Source organism: Qipengyuania marincola, assembly GCF_029688625.1.
GTDB lineage: Bacteria > Pseudomonadota > Alphaproteobacteria > Sphingomonadales > Sphingomonadaceae > Qipengyuania.
Map to the genome: position 1 here is coordinate 805811 of NZ_JARULC010000002.1, position 17857 is coordinate 823667.

Genomic DNA, 17857 nt, shown 5'->3' on the forward strand with positions numbered 1-17857 from the left:
GGCGTAAGCTTTCTGAAGCAACCTTGGCGCGCCGCTAGGGCCGCGCGCGGAGCAGTCAGGCCCCTGTCAGATCGGTGAAGCGGCCGTGCTTGCGATAGCGGACCATCCACTTGTCGAGGAACAGGCCGAGCGGCTTGGGCTCTATGCCGAGCTTGGCGAAGCCCGGGAACGCGCCGGAAACGACATTGCCCTGCTTGAGAAGAAGCCACTGGTCGCGCGACATCGGCGTTCCGGGCAGCGTGGCAAACGCGCCCGATAGCGCATCGGGCATCGGCAGGAAGGTGCGCTTGCGACCCTGCGCGTCGGCGATACGGCGGTTGATTTCCATCATCGACAGCTGCTCCGGCCCGCCGAGCTCGTAGATCTTGCCGGCATGATCGGCAGGATTCTCGGCAGCCCGCGCGACGGCTTCGGCGACGTCGTCGACATAGACCAGCTGCAGCTTGCTGTCGGGCGCGAACACCGGCAGCATCGGTAGGCGCGCGATCAGCCCGCCAAACATGTTGAGGAATTCGTCGTCCTTGCCGAACAGGATCGACGGGCGCAGGATCGTGGCCTTGGGAAAGGCTGCCCGGACACGCTCTTCGCCCAGCTTCTTGGCACCCGCATACTCGATCTCGGTGTCCTCGTCGGGTTCGGCGGCGATCGCACTGACGTGAACGAAGGCCTTCGCGCCCTGCGCCGCCGCAGCCTCGGCCATCCAGCCCGGCGCCTCGCCCATCAGCCGGTAGAGATTGCCTTCGAAGCTCCCGACCAGATTGATAACGGCATCGGCACCCGCGATGCAGCGTTCGACGCTTTGCCGGTCGGTTGCATCGCAACGCGCGAATTGCAGCTGGCCGAGATTCGCCAGCGGCTTCAGGGTAAACGCCTTTTCGGGATTGCGGCTGGCGATCCGCACCCGCGCGCCACGCTCCAGCAGGGCCTGAGCCACGTAATTGCCGATGAAGCCGCTACCGCCCATCAGCACTACGAGCTTGCCGTTCAACGCACTGCTTTTCGCCATCGAGAATGCCTGTGTTTCAATCAGAGAAATTGTCGCTGCGCCCCTAGCCACAACCGGTGCGGCGCTGCAAGCGTTCCGAGCCGCGCGACCCGGTGCGATTGCAGTTGACAAGAATCGCGAGGCTTCGCTAGTGGCGCGCTCCTACCCGCGGACCGGCATCGGATGACCGGTCAACGCAATGTGTGCCCAGATGGCGGAATTGGTAGACGCACCGTCTTCAGGTGGCGGCGCTCGCAAGGGCGTGGAGGTTCGAGTCCTCTTCTGGGCACCATTTGTTCTTCTCACGTTCTCCCAAATAATCTATAAAACCCGCAGAAATCCTAGGGATTTGGCCCTTGGATCGTTCCGGATCGTCCCGCCTGTTCTCGGGGGTTCCAGACACTTTTGTGGGCCTTTTGAGGCCGTTTCGCAAAGGCCCCAGATGAAAAGGCCCCCACATGCCGCTGACAGATACTCGCCTCCGCGCACTCAAGCCCAAGGATAAGCCGTACAAGGTAACCGATGAGCGCGGCCTATATGTTGAGGTGACGCCCACCGGCGGCAAACTTTGGCGATTCCGATACCGGATCGGCGGCGCGCAAAAGAAGCTCTGCATCGGCAGCTATCCCGACATCAGCCTCAAGCAAGCGCGAGACGCGGCCTACGAGGCACGACGAGCTGTTGCTTCTGGGGGCGACCCGGCCTTTGAGAAGCGGAAGCGGAAAATCCGCGCAGAGTTTCTTTCTGCACAGACGTTCGAGGCAGTCGCACGTGAGTATATTGAACAGATGATGGTCCAGAATGGCCGCGCCGATGGCACGATCGTCAAGGCCAATTATTTCCTCGACAAGCTTGCGCCTGCCATCGGGAACCGACCCATCAACGAGATCGAGCCGTTCGAAGTCCTGGCTCCTCTCAAACGACTGGAAGCCACTGGTAAGCACGAGACTGCGAAGAAATGCCGCTCGTTCGCAGGCCGCGTGTTTCGCTACGGTGTTGCTACCACCCGCTGCAAATCCGAAGCCTTGCGCATTCTTGCCGCGAGCGGAGTTGCGCCGCACGCACACCTGCTCCTCTTCCTCGTCAGCAGCGGCGATCACGCGATTGCGTGGTTGCAATCGGACCTCGCGCAATTCTTCGAGGACTTTTCCGGCGAACTGCCTTCAGCGCTCCAACGTGTCCTGGGCAACCAGGTTCACGATGTGAAGCCGCGCTGGGCTAAGGGCACGGCGCATCGTGTCGCCCGCCTGCTTTCCGATCACATCGACGAGCTTGAACGCAAGGACGCCCTGATTGGCGATGTCTTCGCCGGTACCGAAGGAGGCCATCGTGGGTGAAGAGATCGACAAGGAGGCAACAGAGCCCCGTCGGGTGACGCGTCTCATTCGCTTGCCCGAAGTGCAGCACCGCGTCGGGCTTGGCCGTTCAACGATCTATCGCTGGATGGCCGAGGGCAAGTTTCCGAGGCCTGTGCAGCTCGGAGGATACTCGGTTGCGTGGGCGGAAAGCGAGATCGACGGGTGGGTGGCCGATCGTATTAAGCACTCGACATAGCCACCTCGACGTATCCCCTGTGACCAATAGAAAGAGCCCAGCTACCGTGCAGTAGATTGATCAGCTGGGGAGGGTGCCTCGCGAAGCCGGCGGGCGCGTTCGACAAAATGCTCCATCTGCGTGGCAGCGTGCAAGGTAAGCGGATGCGGCTTCGCATCGGCACGCGGGGATATGAATTCCGCGATTTCTTCGATTGCTGCCAGCTGATTGGCGCTGGCCTTCGACAGAAGGCCGAGCACCATGTTCTCAAGGGCGATCACCCTGATGCGCAACTGGATCATTTCGGCATCGGAAAGTGGCGGAATATCCCATTTCTCACAATCGGCAGCGAGCGCTTCCTGCGGCCCGCAGGGCAATGCCCCGCCTTCGTCTTCCCAGCGCGACAGCGCACCGGCTTTTCCCGTTTCCGACATATGCGGTTCCTTTCATAAGCACCGAGGCGATTGTCTGCGCGCTGCTCACATAGCACAAAGCCATGCCGGGACGCGCCTGGCACGGCGACAGCGAAGCCGGGCAAACGGAACCCCGCGCGTCGGGTTGGTTTGCACGCGGGGTTCCTGAACGGCCCCTTGGGGGCACCTGCGACCCGCAGGGCGTCGGGGGGAGGCGGGGCCGTCCTTTCCTGATCTTGCGATGTTCGTTTGTGTTTTTGCCGAGGGTATCTCCTGGATAGCCGTGTCACCGGGAAACGCGTCCGATCACATACCTTCCATGTCGTGATCGGCCATCGAGGACATGTCATGACCCGCATGGGGATCGGCCGGCTGGGTCGCCTCGCTCGCGGGTTGCGTGCGTGTTGCTGGAGGTGCGGGTGTGGCAGTTGCGCGTGATGCGGGAGAGGCAGCGTGCCGTGAGGCGGGCGTGGCGGCGCCATTTGTCGAAAGAGCGTCCTCCCGAGCGGTCGCTGCCTCATCTTTGGAGGGAGAGGCTGCCGGATCGGCAAGACCCGCCTCGGGTGCCGTGCCAGCCACCACCGCAGCTTCGCCCATAGGCGAAACCTCAGCAGCCGGTGTGCTCTCCTGCGCTTGGTCACAAGCGGCGAGAGCGAACGTCAATGGCGCGGTCGCGAGAAATGCTATCGCGGTGTTCGATTTCAGAATTCGCATGTTATTCAACTCCTTCAGAGCCACGAAACGCCAAGATGGTCCGGTCCGTGCGCGAGCTCGCCGCCAAGGAACCCCTGGATGAGAACGAGTGCCGCCATGGAGAAGATCGACGCGCGCAACCATGCGCGGCTCTGGCTCGGCCTGCTCGCGAGGTATGCCATCGCAATACCGAGAACCGCGATCAGCATACCGGTCCATCGATGGACTTGCATGACAGTATCGCCGCCGAACCACAGACCGGTGTGAATCCATCCGAACAGAACTGCGACGACTGCGCCGATTGCTCCGCCGTAGACGAGTACGCGCACCGCACTTTCCAGGCCCGCTCCTTTCCGGCGCATCACGAACAATTCGGTGGCCGCAGCCATGAAAAACAAGGCGATCGGGAAGTGGATCGTTGCCGGATGCAGCTTTTTCAGTACGGCCATGACGCCGGTTTCGCTCTCATCCGCATGGCCACCGGCCTCGTCATGGGCTGCGCCCGCTTCATCGTGCGCGCCGGAGGACTCGCCAGCATCCGCAGTCTCGCCCATCTGCGCCATGGCCGCCTGGTCGTGCACATCGCCATTGGTGGCAGCAGGCGCGGCGCTCGCCTCTTCGCCGTGCTTTTCGTCGCCATGAGCCTGAACGGGTCCGACGAAGAGCAGGCTTGCGGCGAGCAGCGCCAGAAATGAGGGGGCTTTCATGTCTCGTATGTCTCCCGACCCTGCAGTTAAAGTGCGACCTATGTGCCTGATACGCACGGCAGCCGCGTGCCCCTCGCATTAATTTGATAGTTCAGCGCGACTGAAGTGCGCCCGGGTGGTCACGCTTGCTGGCGGCATCATCGCGATCGTCGAACGCATTCGGCTCCTGGCCGCGTTCGGCCTGGCGAACGAGGGTAAGGCGTTCGCCCACGCGAATAAGCCCCATGGGCTCAGGCGAGCTTGCTCTTCTTTGCGCGGCGGCGCAGCCTCGGCATCCGGTTCGCCAGCAGGACGAAACCCGACAGGGCTATGATCGTGCCGCCAATGCCGAACAGCAGCAGCCACCAACTGTTGATGCGGTCGCGCTCGGTCCAGTCCATGATGTGGAGGCCCCAGATGAAATCGAACAGGCGCCATGTATCGCTGCGCGCCGCCCCGAGCGTGCCGCTGGCGGCATCGATGTAGATGCGCGTCGAAGCCTCGTCAGCATAGGTGACCTGCCAGGCCGGAAAAGGGCCGCGAAACTCGGTTCCGATGGGGTCATCGACGATCCGTGCGGCCTCGATGGTCGTGCGCGGCCCGGTCCATGCGCGCAAGGCGATGGATTTTGCCGTTGCCGCCGAGATGGGGGAGAGTTTACGCCCAGTCACCGGATCGTGGAGGCTCACGCTACCGTCAACCTTGCGGACCTCGGTCACGGCATCGCCGTCGAGCGAACGTGTCGTTACCGCTGCAAGAGTACCGTCGTTTGCGACCCAGGCCGGGAGCGGGGCATCGGCGGGCAGCGCCTCTTGTTCACGCGAAACGACATGTTCGGAGCGAACTTCTTCCAGGTCGAGAAACGACATGAGGGCGCCGGTTCCCATCCACAAGAGAACCTGGACACCGACGAAAATCGCCAGCCATTTGTGGATCTTGCTGCCGAGCACATGCAGGCGCAGCTTCAGCGACGGCGTTGCCAACCGGTGCTACCTCTTCGAAAGCCGTAATCAGTTGCGCGGCGCGCGCGACGAGGAATGGTACTGGACGATTCTCCACCCGTCCGCATCGTGAGCAAGCACCGATGTCGCCACGCCGTCGCGCTCGATCACCCGGCCATCGCTAAGTTCGATGCGATAGCCATACGTCTCATAGGCATGGGCCATGTGCCCCATCCGGGTGACGGTCAGCGTGGGGTCGGTAAAGGTGAAGCTCACAATCGCGTCGAGCTCGGGGCCCAAATGGTGCTCCATGTAATTGGCAAAGCTTCCTTCGGCCTTGCCATTCTCGAAGATCGCCGAGTCCTCGGCGAAGAGCGCGCGCATTGCCTGCGCGTCGCGCGCTTCAAGAGCGGTGCGATAGGCCTTGAGGGTTTCTTCAGCGCCCGCGACATCGTCCGCCGAAGCGTCCATCGCGTGCATCTGATGGTTCGCATGGGAAGAGTGGTCCATCTGCTGCGCGAAGGCTGGCAGCGGTATCAGCGTGGCAACAAGCGCAGTCGCCGCGATGCGTGTCAAAGGCTTGGTCATGGAAGTTCTATCCTTTTTGAGATTTCAGAACCAGAATCGCACACCGACGACATAATTGGTGACGCTCGGATCCTCTCCGGCGGCCCGCGCAAAATCCGCGCTGTCGCCGATGCGCCATTCCTGGGAAACGCCGACATAGGGCGCGAATTCGCGTGCGAACTCGTAGCGAAGACGCAGACCTGCCTCGATCCGGTCGAGGCCAGCGCCAATGCCGAGTTCGGGAATATCCTGAGCGGAAAGTGCGATTTCGGCACGCGGTTGAAGGATCAGCCGCTGCGTGATGCGCTGATCAAGTTCGCCCTCAAAACGCGCCGTCACATCGCCCTTGGTGGAGACGAAGGCCGCGGCATCGACCTCGAACTGGTAAGGCGCGATCCCTTGGATACCGATAACCGCGTGCGTGCGTTCCGGACCGGTCAGGTCCTGGCGAACACCCGCCTGGAAATCGAAGAAGGGCGCAATGGCGCGGCTCCAGAGCGCCTGGACCTCGGCGCCTTCTATGGGTTCGCCGAAGCTGCCCTCACCCTCGGACTTGAACCAGAATTTGTCGATGTCGCCGCCATAATATCCCTGGATGTCCCACAGATATCCATCCTTCCCCTCGCGGGCGCGGTACTCGAGCCGGTCGCCCTGAAACCAGAAGCGCATTCCTCCGTCGGTCTCGCGGACAAGCTCGCGGCGCGCTTCGTTCATGGCTTCCTCGCCCCAGATGGCGACCGCCGCGCGCGCTGGGCCGCTCCCTGCTTCTGGAGGAGGCGGCAGCAGCGGGATATCATCGTCCGAGCCCATCTGCATCGCCGAATGGTCCATGCCCTGCCTGTCCTGCGAAGGCGTCTCCCCATGGTTCATCTGGCTGTGATCCATCTGCCCATGGTCCATCGACGAACTGGCCTCCGCCTGACCCATCTCGCCGTGATTCATCTGCGAATGATCCATCGCGCCTTCGGCGGGCTTGCCCTGCGGCATCGAGCCGTGATCCATTCCTTCATGACTTTCGGGCGATGCCTGTGGACGGGCAGCGTCCACAGGCATTGTCATGCCAGAATGGCCATCCTGAGCGGTCATCGCACCATGATCCATGGTTGAGTGATCCATCTGCGAGCGGTCCATGGCGGCTTCAGGTTGAGCAGCCGGTTCGCATGCTCCATCTGCAACCGGATGCCCCATCGCGCGATGGCGCTCGGCTTCTTCCTCGCACTTCGTCTTCGCGTCAGCCTGCGCCTCGGCGCTTTGCTGCGGCTCCGCCGGCGAATGACCGGCATGCTGCGCCGCCGCGGGGGAGGCGAGAACTGAGCCGGCTGCGACCGATGCGAGCAGGCTGACAATACGAATTTTCATGCTTCGCTCCCGTCGGGATTGGCGACCGTGACGATCTGAAACATCCCGGCATGCATGTGGTAGAGAAGGTGACAGTGGAAGGCCCAGTCGCCCGGCTCGTCCGCCGTCAGGTCGAACTGCGCGCTGCCACCCGGCTGCAGGATTACCGTGTGCTTGAGCGGTTGACGATCGGCCGGCGCGCCATTGACCAGCTCGAAGAAATGACCGTGCAAGTGAATGGGGTGCGCCATCATCGTGTCGTTGACGAGCTTCACGCGCACGCGCTCGTTATAGGCGAAACGGATCGGCTCGTCTGAGACGGCGGAGAACTTCTTGCCGTCGAACGACCACATGTAGCGCTCCATATTGCCGGTCAGATGAATTTCCATTCGCCGGGACGGCGTGCGGCCCTCGCGGTGTGGAGTCAGCGCGCGCAGCTTGCGATAGTCGAGCGTACGATGCGGCACATCGGCGAGACCGATGCCGGGATCGCCCATGCGGTCGACCGGGTTCATCGAGACCATGTCGAGACCGGGCCCGACCTTCACATCGGGCGGCAGAAGCGATGTGTCGCGCATCTGCATCCCCGACATGCCGGCCATGCCTGCCATCTCGGATTGGCCGGACGAACCATGATCCATCCCCGCCATGTCGCCGCCACTTCCGTGGTCCATGCCCGACATGCCGGCATCGCCAGACGAGCCGTGGTCCATGCCGCTCATGCCCATGTCGGCCATGGTCAGAAGCGGCGGATCGCGCAGCGGCGGAATGGCGGCGCGAGCGCCGGGTGCGCTCGCGAGTGTGGCAATACCCATGCCCGAGCGGTCCATCGACTCCGCGACCAGCGTGTAGGCTTGTTGCGCGCCCGGCGTCACGACGACGTCGTATGTCTCGGCCACACCGATCTGGAACTCGTCGACCTCCACCGGCTCGACGTTCTGCCCGTCCGCCTGAACGATGGTCATCGGCAGGCCGGGAATGCGAATATTGAAGAAGGTCATGGCGCCGGCATTGATGAAGCGCAGCCGCACGCGTTCGCCCGGGCGGAAGAGGTATTCCAGATTGTCGAGCGGGCCATGGCCGTTCAGAAGATAGGTATAAGCCGCGCTCGACACGTCGAGGATGTCCGTCGGCATCATGCGCATTTTCGCCCACATCCGGCGATCCTCGCCCGAAAGCGGGTAATCGTCGGTCCAGGTGTTCTGGTTGTAGTTGAAGTAGCCTTCGCCCTTCTTGAGCTTGTCGAAAATGGTGTGGGGCGACATGGCGCTGAATTCGCTCAGCACCACGATATATTCGCGGTCGGCCTGAACCGGATCGGGTCCGGCGGGATCGATCACGATCGCGCCGTAATGCCCGGCCTGTTCCTGCAGGCCGCTATGCGAGTGCCACCAGTAAGTGCCCGATTGGCGAACCGGAAACTCGGCGGTGAAGGTCTCTCCCGGTTTGACACCGGGGAAGCTCACGCCGGGCACTCCATCGAGCTGAAACGGCACGAGCAGACCGTGCCAGTGGATCGAAGTATCTTCCTCGAGCTGGTTATGGACATTGAGCCGGACGGTCGTGCCTTCCTGCAAACGCAACAGCGGACCGGGGATCGTGCCATTGACGGCGATCGCGCCGCCGCGCCTGTTGCCGGTCGCGAAGGCCGATCGGGCAACGGTGAGGTCGATATTGGGGCCGGATATCTCGTCCAGCCCCTTGCGGGCGTTACCTGCGAGGATGTCCGCGCCCCGTGCCCAGGCAGGCATCGCCCCGGCAAGGCCGAGCAGACCCATTCCTCCTGCTCCGGCTCCGAGAAACTTGCGTCGATTGACGGCGATCATAAAGGGCTCCTGACTTGGCGTTTACCGTTACTTACGCGCGCGCCCAGCCAACCCCTCAAAGTTTTTCGAAGCGCTCCTTCAGCCTGTTGCGCGCGCGATATACGCGGGTTTCGATCGCCTTTTCGGTCGTTCCGAGAAGATCGGCCGCCTCGGCCTGGCTACGCCCCTCGATGGTCACGAGCACAAGCGCTTCGCGCAGCCTTAAAGGCATTCGCGCGATCTCGGCCTGAACGAGATTGAGCTCTTCCCTGGAAACGGCCAACGCTTCAGGACCCGGCAAATCGTCGGCGATGGAATGGAGTTCGTCATCACCCGACAGTCCGAAAAAGCCTGCGACCTTGCGCCTGCGCAAACGGTCCCGGCAGCGGTTGAGGACGACGGTTGTCAGATAGGGTCCGATCGGCTTGTCCGGATCGAGCCGATGGCGCGTCAGCCACACCGAAGCGAGGCTGTCCTGAACAACGTCCTCCGCCTGAGAAGGAGAGGAAAGCATGCGTGTCGCGAGCGCGAGAAGCCGACCGGTTTCATGCTCGACGAGCTTGCTGAAAGCCCGCTTGTTACCGGCCCTCACCTGCGAGACAAGGGCCTCATCCGGATTGTCGCCCGCCCCCGACATGGCGCTTCAGTCGCGCGGGTCGCGGGTCAGGGCGTCGGAGACCTTGCGGTCGAACTGGCGTTGCTGCTCGGGTTCGAGAATTTCACGCATGTCGAAGACATGCCGTACCGTTGCTTTCTGCAGATCGCCCATACGCGCATGCACCTCGTCGATCGCGGCCGAAACCTCGGGACCGTACTCGTGCTCATTTTCCATCGCCTGGGCGAGCCGGGCATTGGCTGCGCGCGCCGATCCTTCGAGCCGTGCCCTTTCGACAGCGAAACGGGCCTCGAGCGCATCGAGACGCTGCTCCTGGTCGGCCGTCAGGGTGAGCTCGTCGTGCACGAAATCGTGGAGGCCGGAGCCGGCCTCGTGATTGGCCCAGCGATCCGCGGCAATCGCGCCGAGGCATCCTGCAAGTGCTGCGAGAAGCACCGCGAGAACGATATGCGTCGTCTTCAAACCCTATTGCTCCACATGGAGGAGCGCCGATGGGGACAGCTGTTCGCCGAGGATAAGACCCTCGCCAAATGACGCGGAAGACGTGCCATAGCCGCCGGGCCAACCGCTCGTTCCGGCGCCAGCTCCAAGCCCGACGACGAACAGACCGACGAAAAGGGCCGTCCGGCGGCGTCGGTCGGCGATTTCGCCAAGCTGTCCGGCGCGCTGCCAAACGCCATCCATGAAGTCGGCTGGGACCTCGTTGGCGGCGGTGGTGGAAAGCGTTCCGAGCACCGCATCAAGAGAGTGATTGTCACGCATCCGAAAAACTCCTGTGGGTTGCACGTGTCCTATACGCGCTCGCCTGCACAATCCCTTAAACTTCTTTTTTTGAGGGAATGTCCAGCGCCATACGTAACCGAGACGGGTCTGTCAGAATCGGGGCTAACCCGGGATGAATGGGAACCAGCTCGTGAACAATATCACCGCACCTGAAGATCACGGCGAATTTACGCCTCTTCTTGGCAAGAGCTTTCTGACGCCCCTTTACGACCGGGCGATCGGTCTGTTCACCCGCGAACATCTCTGGCGACAAAGGATTGTCGAAGAACTGCACCTTGTCCCCGGCGACCGGGTGATCGATGTTGGCAGCGGAACCGGCACTCTTCTCAAGGCCTTGATGACGGATTGTCCGGAAGCGGGTCTGATCGGTGTCGAACCCGACCCGGATGCGCTCGCGCTTGCGCGGCGCAAGTTTGGCGCGGGAGCCGATCTCGTGAAATGGCACAATGGCTTTCTCGAAAGCCTCAAGCTGCCCGCAGGGTGGCAGCCGAACAAGATCGTCAGCAGCCTCGTCCTGCACCAGGTCCCCTTGCGCAAGAAGCAGACAATCCTGGAAACCATCGAAAGCTTGCTCGTGCCAGGCGGAACCGTGTTGATCTCCGATTATATGAAGCAGGATAGCCCACTCATGCGGAGCCTCTTCCGGGCGACCGTCCAGTCTCTTGACGGCATAAGCGACACGCAGCCCAGCGCCGACGGCGAGGTCGAAAAACTATTCGCCGAAATCTTCACCGAGCCATGCCTGCTCCAACGGTTCCCGACGGCAACCGGGACGATCTCGCTATGGCGCGGATACAAGAAAGGAATTGCACAATGAATTTGAAAAAGCCTTCGCTGCTCCGGCGATCGATTAGCGGCGCGGCCTTGCTCGTGCTGGCAGCCTGTTCGAACGTGGCTCAGGCAGCGACCTATACGATGTTCAGGGACCCCGGATGTGGATGCTGTCTCAACTGGGCAGGCCATCTTGAAGATGGGATGAACGCGAAGGTGGCATCGGTCGATAGCAACGACATGGCGGCGATCAAGACAGCGCGCGGCGTACCGGAAGAATTGTGGTCGTGCCACACGATGGAGGTCGATGGATACATCATCGAAGGTCACGTGCCCGCCGAAGCCGTCGCCCGACTTTTGCGCGAGCGGCCCGACGGCGTTGCCGGTCTAGCGGTTCCGGGAATGCCTCTGGGATCGCCCGGCATGGAGGCCGGAAACCGGATCCAGCCCTATGAGGTCATCGCCTTTGGTCCGACCGGACAGAGCGTCTTCGCATCTTATCGGTGATTGTAAGGAACTGACGCCAGTGGCCGCGCGAGAAATAAGGGCGATGTCTCGTTGAAGAACAATCGCGCGGGAATAACACAGAAGCCCGGGACACCGGGACGGGCGCTAAGATGCCTGTCGATCATCCCGCTGGGTCCGGGGCCGGCTGCCCCGACGGTCCCGGACCCTTCCGTTTGCATAATTTTAGGACGCACGAAGTGGGAGAAATGCGATGGTAAAAGGATCAATCAAGAACTCGATATTCGCATGGGGCTGGACGCTCAGCGTGTTCCTGCTTGTCAGCTACCTCCTATGCATTGCCTTCGGAGTCCTCGCACCCGAGCGGTTTCACATGCACCAAGCCTGGGCTCCGTTGCTGCCATGGTTCGAATGGCTGACCCTGTCGGGATTTCTTGCAGGAGCGGTGGGCAGTTTTCTCTACGGCTGGTACATCGCACTCATCGCGGTCCCGCTGCACCGGTTTTTCCAGGCCCGGTTTTCCTGATTTGACGCGCTGAATATTAGGCGCACTCAGCGTGGACTGCCGTGCCTTGACGCGCCGCCATCGGCATCGCTGCAGGAAGAAAGAGCGCGCCGCCGGAAATCGATAGCTCAACGCGATTTCGGGGCCAGCCCAAGGATGGCTCATGCCCCGCCAGAAAATTTTTTGAGGGGTGAGCCGCTTCGCAACGTACTGCTTGTCGTGATGTTTCTCGGACGGGAGGACATCGACAGGGGAAAGACTTGCAGACAGATGGCAACGATCAACATGGGAAGAGTGCTGGATCGATAACGCTGCTTGGCGGTGTCGCAATGGGAACCGGCGTCATGATCGGCGCTGGTATTTTCGCACTGACCGGCCAGATTGCCGAACTGGCTGGACCGCTATTTCCGCTTTCTTTCATAGTCGGCGCCCTGGTCACTTCCCTAGCCGCCTACAGCTACATCAAGATGTCGAACCGCTGGCCCTCCTCTGGCGGCATCGCGATGATTCTTCAGAAGGCCTACGGACCGGGTGTTGTTGCAGCATCGGCATCGCTCCTGATGGCGCTGTCGATGGTCATCAACGAAAGCCTGGTCGCTCGGACCTTCGCGACCTATGCCTTGCGGCCCTTTGGGCTCGAGAGCAGCGGCATTCTGGTTTCCGTCGCGGCACTGGCGCTCATCGTCTTCGCCTATTTCGTGAATGCGGCAGGCAACAAATCGGTCAGCGGTTTCTCTCTCGTCATGTCGGCGATCAAGATCGGCGGCATCGCCCTGTTCGCGATTGCGGCGATCTGGGCCAGCGGCTTTTCGGGCGGCGCCTTCTCAGAGCCAGTCGCGCTTTCGGGTCTCGACGCGTTGCTCGCGTCGGTCGCCTTCTCGATCCTCGCGTTCAAGGGTTTCACCACCATCACCAACAGCGGCGGCGAAATCATCGATCCGCACCGAAATGTTGGCAGAACTATTATCATTTCGATCACAGTATGCGTGGTCGTCTACCTTCTGGTCGCGGTGGCGGTCGGAGCCAGCCTCAGCACTTCGGAAATAGCGCAAGCGCGCGATTACTCGCTTGCGGCAGCTGCGCGCCCCGCGCTCGGAGAGCTTGGGTTCTATTTCACAGTCGCAATCGCGATCGCAGCCACGACCTCGGGTGTCATCGCCAGCGTTTTCGCCGTTTCGCGAATGCTGACGATGCTGACCGAAATGAAGATGATCCCGCATAGCCATTTTGGGATGAAGGGACCGATCCGCAGTCACATGCTGGTCTATACCGTCGTGGTCGCCGGCACGCTCGCGGTCCTGTTCGATCTTTCGCGGATCGCCTCGCTCGGAGCGTTCTTCTATCTCGTAATGGACATGCTCGTGCATTGGGGCGTGCTGCGCGGTTTGCGGGAAGAAATAGGCGCGCGTGCCTGGATCCTCTGGTCGGCGCTCATGGCGGACGGCGTAGTCCTGACAGCTTTTGCCCTCGCCAAGCTCAAAACCGACCCTGCGGTCGTCGCCTATGCGGTCGCAGGTATTGCCGCAGTGTTCGGAGCCGAATGGTTCTATCTCCGTCGGAATCCTGCGCTGCGTGAAATGCCCGCCACACACGATGGAGATCATCGATGATCGCCGCACTAATTCTCGCCATTGCACTTTTCCTGGCCTCGGTCGGCGTGCATCTGTCGATCCTCGGCGCAGGGCATCGCATGCTCGACGCACCCGGAAATTTCTCCGCCAAACTTGGGGTCGCGCTTCTCGTCCTGGCATCGCACCTGCTTGTCGCGACGCTCTTCGCTGGCGGTTTCTGGCTGGGCGCGGAGCTGGGCCTCGGCGGGTTCGACAAGACGCCGGCGATGAGTGCGATGGACTATTTCTATTTCTCGCTGATCAACGTGACCACGCTGGGGCTCGGCGACATCTACCCGACCGAGCACCTGCGCGTCATTGCCGGCGTCGAAGCCTTGACCGGCTTCGCGCTCATCAGCTGCTCGGCACAATTGTTCTGGACCATGATGAAGGAAGGAGAAAACGCATGACTGAAAGCACATCCCACTCGGATAAGGGAGGGGGCGGGAACTACTGGCGATTCATGGCCATGGTATCGACCTCGACCGTGATCATGTTCTTCCTGATGTACGCCAACAGCTTCGACATGGACGACGTGTTCTGGAGCGAGACGCGCTTCTGGATGATGTTCGTCATGGGCGCGATGATGATGGTGGTCATGCTTCTCTTCATGTGGGGCATGTACAAGGACCGGACCAAGAACTTCATCATCCTGGGCGTCGGAGCCCTCGTATTCGCACTCGCGCTATGGCTCGTACGCAGCCAGACCACGGTCGACGACACCGAATACATGGCCGCGATGATCCCGCACCACTCGATCGCGATCATGACCAGCGAGAGGGCGAGCCTGAAGGATCCGCGGGTTCGCGAACTTGCGCAGGCCATCATCGTCGCGCAGCGGCGTGAGATCGCCGAGATGAAATATCTCATCGAGGACATCGAGGAGAACGGTCCACGCACCGAAGAACGCCTGCCCGAGGAGATGCAGCAATGAACAAGATCGCACTTCTGACGCTTGCAGCCCTCCCGCTGGCGGCCTGCAACACCAATACCGCGGTCGGCAATGATCGCGAAGCGCAGCTCGATCCTCCGGCGACGGCAGCTCCGATAGAGAGTGCTGCGAGCGCTCTTGCCAACCTCAGCCCCGGCCTCATGCTGCCCGAGACCATGAGCGAGGCGGACCTCGCCGCGCTGGGAGCCGAAAACACGTGCCAGTTCCGCCTGACCGAGGTCGCTTTTCCGTCATTCGTCTACGACAACAGCGGTCGCGGGGCCATCAAGATCAACGGCAAGCTGATCCCTGTTACGGCAAGCGCCTCGGGTGAGTATGCGAATGGTGAGCTTCGTATCCGTACGCGCATTCTCGATGACGAAGGAGACGCGGGCTTGCAAATGCAGGAGCTCATCGTCGCCGGCCCCCGGATGAAGGACGAGTTCGGGTTCTGGGGGTACACGACTTGCGGCAACAGCGAAGCGTGAACACGAGCGAGCGGGCGCCGGCTTCCGTCGGTGCCCGCTCCATAATCATGATCGGCCCGGCAAGCGCGGCCGAATTTACAATGAGGTGCTACAGTGGAAGCTGAGCCTGTGACCGATGCAGCCCCCCTTGCGGTCTTCGGTGCCGGAGGAAAGACCGGCACGGAAATATTGCGCCATGCGGTCCGCAAGGGCATCGCGGTACGAGCGTTCGAACACACCCTGCCCGAACCATCGGACAGGGTCGACAATGTCGAGTATTTCCAGTGCGACGTTCTCAATGACGACTTCAGCAGCGAGCTTGAAGGTTGTCGTGCGGTCATTTCCGCACTCGGTATAGGGTTCAGTCCATCCACGACGATCGATCCGCCTCCGCTTTACACGGAGGGAACCCGCAGGCTGGTGGAAGCGATGTCGACGACCGGCATTTCCCAGATCGTCGTGATATCGGCGGCGTTTGTAGAGCCGCAACCCAGCGTTCCTGCATGGTTCGAGCTCACGGCAAGACCAGCCTTGCACAATATTCTCGAACAGATGCGCGCCATGGAAGATCTTCTGGAGCGCGCGAAAGGCCTGAAATGGACGGCTGCGCGACCGGGCTGGCTCCTCGACGAACCCTATACGGGTGAAGCCGTCATTACCGACGAGCGTCTTGCCGAGGGTTGCTTTCGTTGCAGGCACGCCGACCTCGCGGCAGCCATGCTCGAATTCGTCTGCGAGAACACCTGGGTCAACGCTAAACCCGCTATCGCCCGGCCAGAAGCAGACCGCTTCGAGAACGTCTCGGCGCTCAAAGCCGAATTCGGGATCGACTAGATCGACGCGGGCTCGCGGAAACACTCTAACGACGAGGCAAAACATGCTGCTCGAGAAGATAAAGACCCCCGGCCTCTCCCACCTTTCCTATCTGATTGGTTCGCAGGGCAAGGCAGCGGTCATCGATCCGCGCCGGGACTGCGAGATTTATGTCGAGCGTGCCCGCGCCGAAGGGCTGGAGATCACGCATATCTTCGAAACGCACAGGAATGAGGATCTCATCACGGGATCGCCGGTATTGGCCAAAATGACCGGTGCCCGCGTTCTGCACGGTCCAAACCCTGCGGACGAGATTGTTTTCGCCGACACCGCGCGAGAGGGCGACGTTTTCGAGATCGGGAAGTTGCGGATTTCGGTGCTCGAAACTCCCGGTCACACCGACGATCATCTCGCCTTCGTCCTCCATGACGACGATTTTCCCGAAGGACCGGTCGGCGTGTTCACCGGCGATGCGCTCTTCGTTGGCGACGTCGGACGCACCGATTTCTATCCCGAGCGCGCGCGGGAGGTCGCGGGCCTCCTGTACGATTCACTGCAGAAGATTTGCGGTCTGGGTGACCAGGCGATCATTTACCCCGCGCATGGAGCAGGCTCGGTCTGCGGTTCGGGAATGGCGAACCGGGAATTCTCGACCATAGGCCACGAACGTCGCAACAATCCGCGGCTCCAGATAGCCGATCGCGAGGAATTCATCGAGGCGAAGCTCGCCGAGCATCATTACCAGCCACCCTATTTCAGACTGATGGAGCGTCTGAATGTCGAGGGAACATCTCCTGCGCCACGGATCCTGCGACCAAAACGTCTCATGCTCTCGGACATCCGCGAAATCGACGCCGACCATGTCGTCGACGTGCGGGATCCGCTTGCATACGCAAGCGGGCATCTGCCTGGTTCGATATGCCTTCCGGTCGGCATGATTTCGGCGATTGCGGGCTGGTTCATCAGGGAGGGTGAAACAATCGCCCTCGTCGGATCGGCGGAAGACCAGCTGGCTTCGGCCATGACGCACCTTGTGAGGATCGGGCTCGACTCGATCGTCGGCGGCTATGTCGGTATCGTGCCGGCTGCAGCGCAAGGAATGAAGATGGCGAGCCTTCCGATGATCGGGACGAACGAGGTTCAGGATCGTCTCGAGCGCAAGCGCGACGACTGGACCTTGCTCGATGTGCGTGACCTCGATGAGCGGCGCAGCGGCGCGATCGAGGGATCGGACCACATCTACGTGGGCGAGCTCAATTCCCGCTTCGCCGAGCTCGATCGCGAACGCGCCTATTCCGTCATGTGTGCCAGTGGAATGCGTGCGAGTGTGGCGGCGGGCTGGCTGCAAAGCAAAGGATTTGGCAAGCTCGATATATATCTGGGCTCGATGGGTGCCTGGCAGCACGCGTCGTGATGAACCATCGCACCCGATGCGAGGTCCTTGTCTTGCGCTCTTCAAAGCTTTACGCTTTTTTTTTGCGAGTCTTGCGCACCCTTGGACTGCTACTGATCGCCTGCGGGCTGTTCGTCCAGTCGGCAGCGCATGCATCTGCCCTGCCTCAGGCGGTCGATGCAGGCAAACCGGCCTGCGCCGAGATGGAGATGATGGCGGGCGCAGCTTCCATGGACGATCATGACGGCGTGCCTTGCAAGAACCTTCGGCTGGATTGTCTCGTGGCATTCGGCTGCATCCCGCCCCTCGTTCCAGGGGGTGATGCGACCCTGGTCGGTGAAATACCGGCGCAGGCTTCTCAGTTCAGCAGATTAGTCTCCAATTCGCTCGCGGCCCAAAGGCTGGGGCCAGAACCGCCACCTCCGCAATTTCCGGCATGACCCGCGTGCAGGCATAAGCCTGTGCGCTCCTGCCTCTGGATGGACGACCTGCGCTCGATGCGGGCCGGTGATCCGGAACGCGTGTCTGACGCGCTCCTTTTG

23 protein-coding genes and 1 tRNA gene are annotated in these 17857 nt (G+C 61.6%); 13 read left to right on the forward strand and 11 right to left on the reverse strand.

Features of this window, described 5'->3' with window-relative positions:
• Positions 1 to 55: 55 nt before the first annotated feature.
• The gene (locus P8Q88_RS09260) at positions 56 to 1006 is read right to left on the reverse strand and encodes a complex I NDUFA9 subunit family protein (protein WP_278323565.1); all 951 of its coding nucleotides are present in this window, start codon (positions 1004 to 1006) and stop codon (positions 56 to 58) included.
• Positions 1007 to 1190: 184 nt separating this feature from the next.
• On the opposite strand from P8Q88_RS09260, the gene P8Q88_RS09265 reads away from it, so the two are divergent.
• From P8Q88_RS09265 to P8Q88_RS09275, 3 genes are all read left to right on the forward strand, one after another.
• A tRNA-Leu gene (locus P8Q88_RS09265) sits at positions 1191 to 1277 on the forward strand.
• Between the two features lie 166 nt (positions 1278 to 1443).
• Positions 1444 to 2322: a tyrosine-type recombinase/integrase gene (locus tag P8Q88_RS09270; RefSeq protein ID WP_278323566.1), complete on the forward strand. Its 879-nt coding sequence runs from the start codon at positions 1444 to 1446 to the stop codon at positions 2320 to 2322.
• Entirely contained in the window at positions 2315 to 2539 is a 225-nt protein-coding gene (locus P8Q88_RS09275; RefSeq protein ID WP_141457938.1) for a helix-turn-helix transcriptional regulator, read from the forward strand. Before P8Q88_RS09270 ends, P8Q88_RS09275 begins: the two co-directional genes overlap by 8 nt.
• A 41-nt stretch (positions 2540 to 2580) precedes the next feature.
• On the opposite strand, the gene P8Q88_RS09280 is transcribed toward P8Q88_RS09275, so the two are convergent.
• The 10 genes from P8Q88_RS09280 to P8Q88_RS09325 all read right to left on the reverse strand — a co-directional run bounded on the left by P8Q88_RS09280 (position 2581) and on the right by P8Q88_RS09325 (position 10339).
• On the reverse strand, positions 2581 to 2952 hold the full coding sequence (locus P8Q88_RS09280; RefSeq protein ID WP_098104451.1) for a hypothetical protein: 372 nt from the start codon (positions 2950 to 2952) through the stop codon (positions 2581 to 2583).
• Between the two features lie 285 nt (positions 2953 to 3237).
• Positions 3238 to 3645: a hypothetical protein gene (locus P8Q88_RS09285; protein WP_278323567.1), complete on the reverse strand. Its 408-nt coding sequence runs from the start codon at positions 3643 to 3645 to the stop codon at positions 3238 to 3240.
• A gap of 14 nt (positions 3646 to 3659) precedes the next feature.
• A complete protein-coding gene (locus P8Q88_RS09290; protein ID WP_009823986.1) occupies positions 3660 to 4331 on the reverse strand; it encodes a DUF2231 domain-containing protein in 672 nt (223 codons plus the stop codon).
• A 230-nt stretch (positions 4332 to 4561) separates the two neighbouring features.
• Entirely contained in the window at positions 4562 to 5293 is a 732-nt protein-coding gene (locus tag P8Q88_RS09295; RefSeq protein ID WP_009823988.1) for a PepSY domain-containing protein, read from the reverse strand.
• A gap of 27 nt (positions 5294 to 5320) precedes the next feature.
• Positions 5321 to 5839 carry a YybH family protein gene (locus P8Q88_RS09300; protein WP_082924209.1) on the reverse strand — a complete coding sequence of 173 codons (519 nt, stop codon included), beginning with the start codon at positions 5837 to 5839 and terminating at the stop codon, positions 5321 to 5323.
• Between the two features lie 24 nt (positions 5840 to 5863).
• Positions 5864 to 7177, reverse strand: a complete 1314-nt coding sequence (locus tag P8Q88_RS09305) for a copper resistance protein B (RefSeq protein ID WP_066761575.1) — start codon at positions 7175 to 7177, stop codon at positions 5864 to 5866.
• A complete protein-coding gene (locus P8Q88_RS09310; RefSeq protein ID WP_066761574.1) occupies positions 7174 to 8982 on the reverse strand; it encodes a copper resistance system multicopper oxidase in 1809 nt (602 codons plus the stop codon). Before P8Q88_RS09310 ends, P8Q88_RS09305 begins: the two co-directional genes overlap by 4 nt.
• A 55-nt stretch (positions 8983 to 9037) precedes the next feature.
• Positions 9038 to 9598 (reverse strand): RNA polymerase sigma factor, encoded by a 561-nt coding sequence (locus P8Q88_RS09315; protein ID WP_066761573.1) that lies wholly within the window; start codon positions 9596 to 9598, stop codon positions 9038 to 9040.
• A 6-nt stretch (positions 9599 to 9604) separates the two neighbouring features.
• Positions 9605 to 10039 carry a Spy/CpxP family protein refolding chaperone gene (locus P8Q88_RS09320; protein WP_008603940.1) on the reverse strand — a complete coding sequence of 145 codons (435 nt, stop codon included), beginning with the start codon at positions 10037 to 10039 and terminating at the stop codon, positions 9605 to 9607.
• A 3-nt stretch (positions 10040 to 10042) separates the two neighbouring features.
• The gene (locus tag P8Q88_RS09325) at positions 10043 to 10339 is read right to left on the reverse strand and encodes a hypothetical protein (RefSeq protein ID WP_066761572.1); all 297 of its coding nucleotides are present in this window, start codon (positions 10337 to 10339) and stop codon (positions 10043 to 10045) included.
• Positions 10340 to 10490: 151 nt separating this feature from the next.
• Between P8Q88_RS09325 and P8Q88_RS09330 the strand changes: the two genes are divergently transcribed.
• From P8Q88_RS09330 to P8Q88_RS09375, 10 genes are all read left to right on the forward strand, one after another.
• Entirely contained in the window at positions 10491 to 11177 is a 687-nt protein-coding gene (locus P8Q88_RS09330; protein WP_229660409.1) for a class I SAM-dependent methyltransferase, read from the forward strand.
• Entirely contained in the window at positions 11174 to 11638 is a 465-nt protein-coding gene (locus P8Q88_RS09335; protein WP_066761567.1) for a DUF411 domain-containing protein, read from the forward strand. The genes P8Q88_RS09330 and P8Q88_RS09335 overlap by 4 nt, the downstream gene beginning before the upstream one ends.
• Positions 11639 to 11849: 211 nt before the next feature.
• A complete protein-coding gene (locus tag P8Q88_RS09340; RefSeq protein WP_010240151.1) occupies positions 11850 to 12122 on the forward strand; it encodes a hypothetical protein in 273 nt (90 codons plus the stop codon).
• Between the two features lie 284 nt (positions 12123 to 12406).
• Positions 12407 to 13711 carry an APC family permease gene (locus P8Q88_RS09345; protein WP_255356054.1) on the forward strand — a complete coding sequence of 435 codons (1305 nt, stop codon included), beginning with the start codon at positions 12407 to 12409 and terminating at the stop codon, positions 13709 to 13711.
• A complete protein-coding gene (locus tag P8Q88_RS09350; protein ID WP_054527894.1) occupies positions 13708 to 14121 on the forward strand; it encodes a potassium channel family protein in 414 nt (137 codons plus the stop codon). The genes P8Q88_RS09345 and P8Q88_RS09350 overlap by 4 nt, the downstream gene beginning before the upstream one ends.
• Positions 14118 to 14645, forward strand: a complete 528-nt coding sequence (locus P8Q88_RS09355; RefSeq protein ID WP_172807445.1) for a DUF305 domain-containing protein — start codon at positions 14118 to 14120, stop codon at positions 14643 to 14645. Before P8Q88_RS09350 ends, P8Q88_RS09355 begins: the two co-directional genes overlap by 4 nt.
• Positions 14642 to 15130, forward strand: coding sequence for a DUF6692 family protein (locus tag P8Q88_RS09360; protein WP_066761563.1), 489 nt, complete (start codon positions 14642 to 14644; stop codon positions 15128 to 15130). Before P8Q88_RS09355 ends, P8Q88_RS09360 begins: the two co-directional genes overlap by 4 nt.
• Positions 15131 to 15238: 108 nt before the next feature.
• On the forward strand, positions 15239 to 15943 hold the full coding sequence (locus tag P8Q88_RS09365) for an NAD(P)-dependent oxidoreductase (RefSeq protein WP_066761559.1): 705 nt from the start codon (positions 15239 to 15241) through the stop codon (positions 15941 to 15943).
• A gap of 43 nt (positions 15944 to 15986) precedes the next feature.
• Positions 15987 to 17336: an MBL fold metallo-hydrolase gene (locus P8Q88_RS09370; RefSeq protein WP_278323568.1), complete on the forward strand. Its 1350-nt coding sequence runs from the start codon at positions 15987 to 15989 to the stop codon at positions 17334 to 17336.
• Positions 17336 to 17755, forward strand: coding sequence for a hypothetical protein (locus P8Q88_RS09375; RefSeq protein ID WP_278323569.1), 420 nt, complete (start codon positions 17336 to 17338; stop codon positions 17753 to 17755). Before P8Q88_RS09370 ends, P8Q88_RS09375 begins: the two co-directional genes overlap by 1 nt.
• Positions 17756 to 17857: the final 102 nt, after the last annotated feature.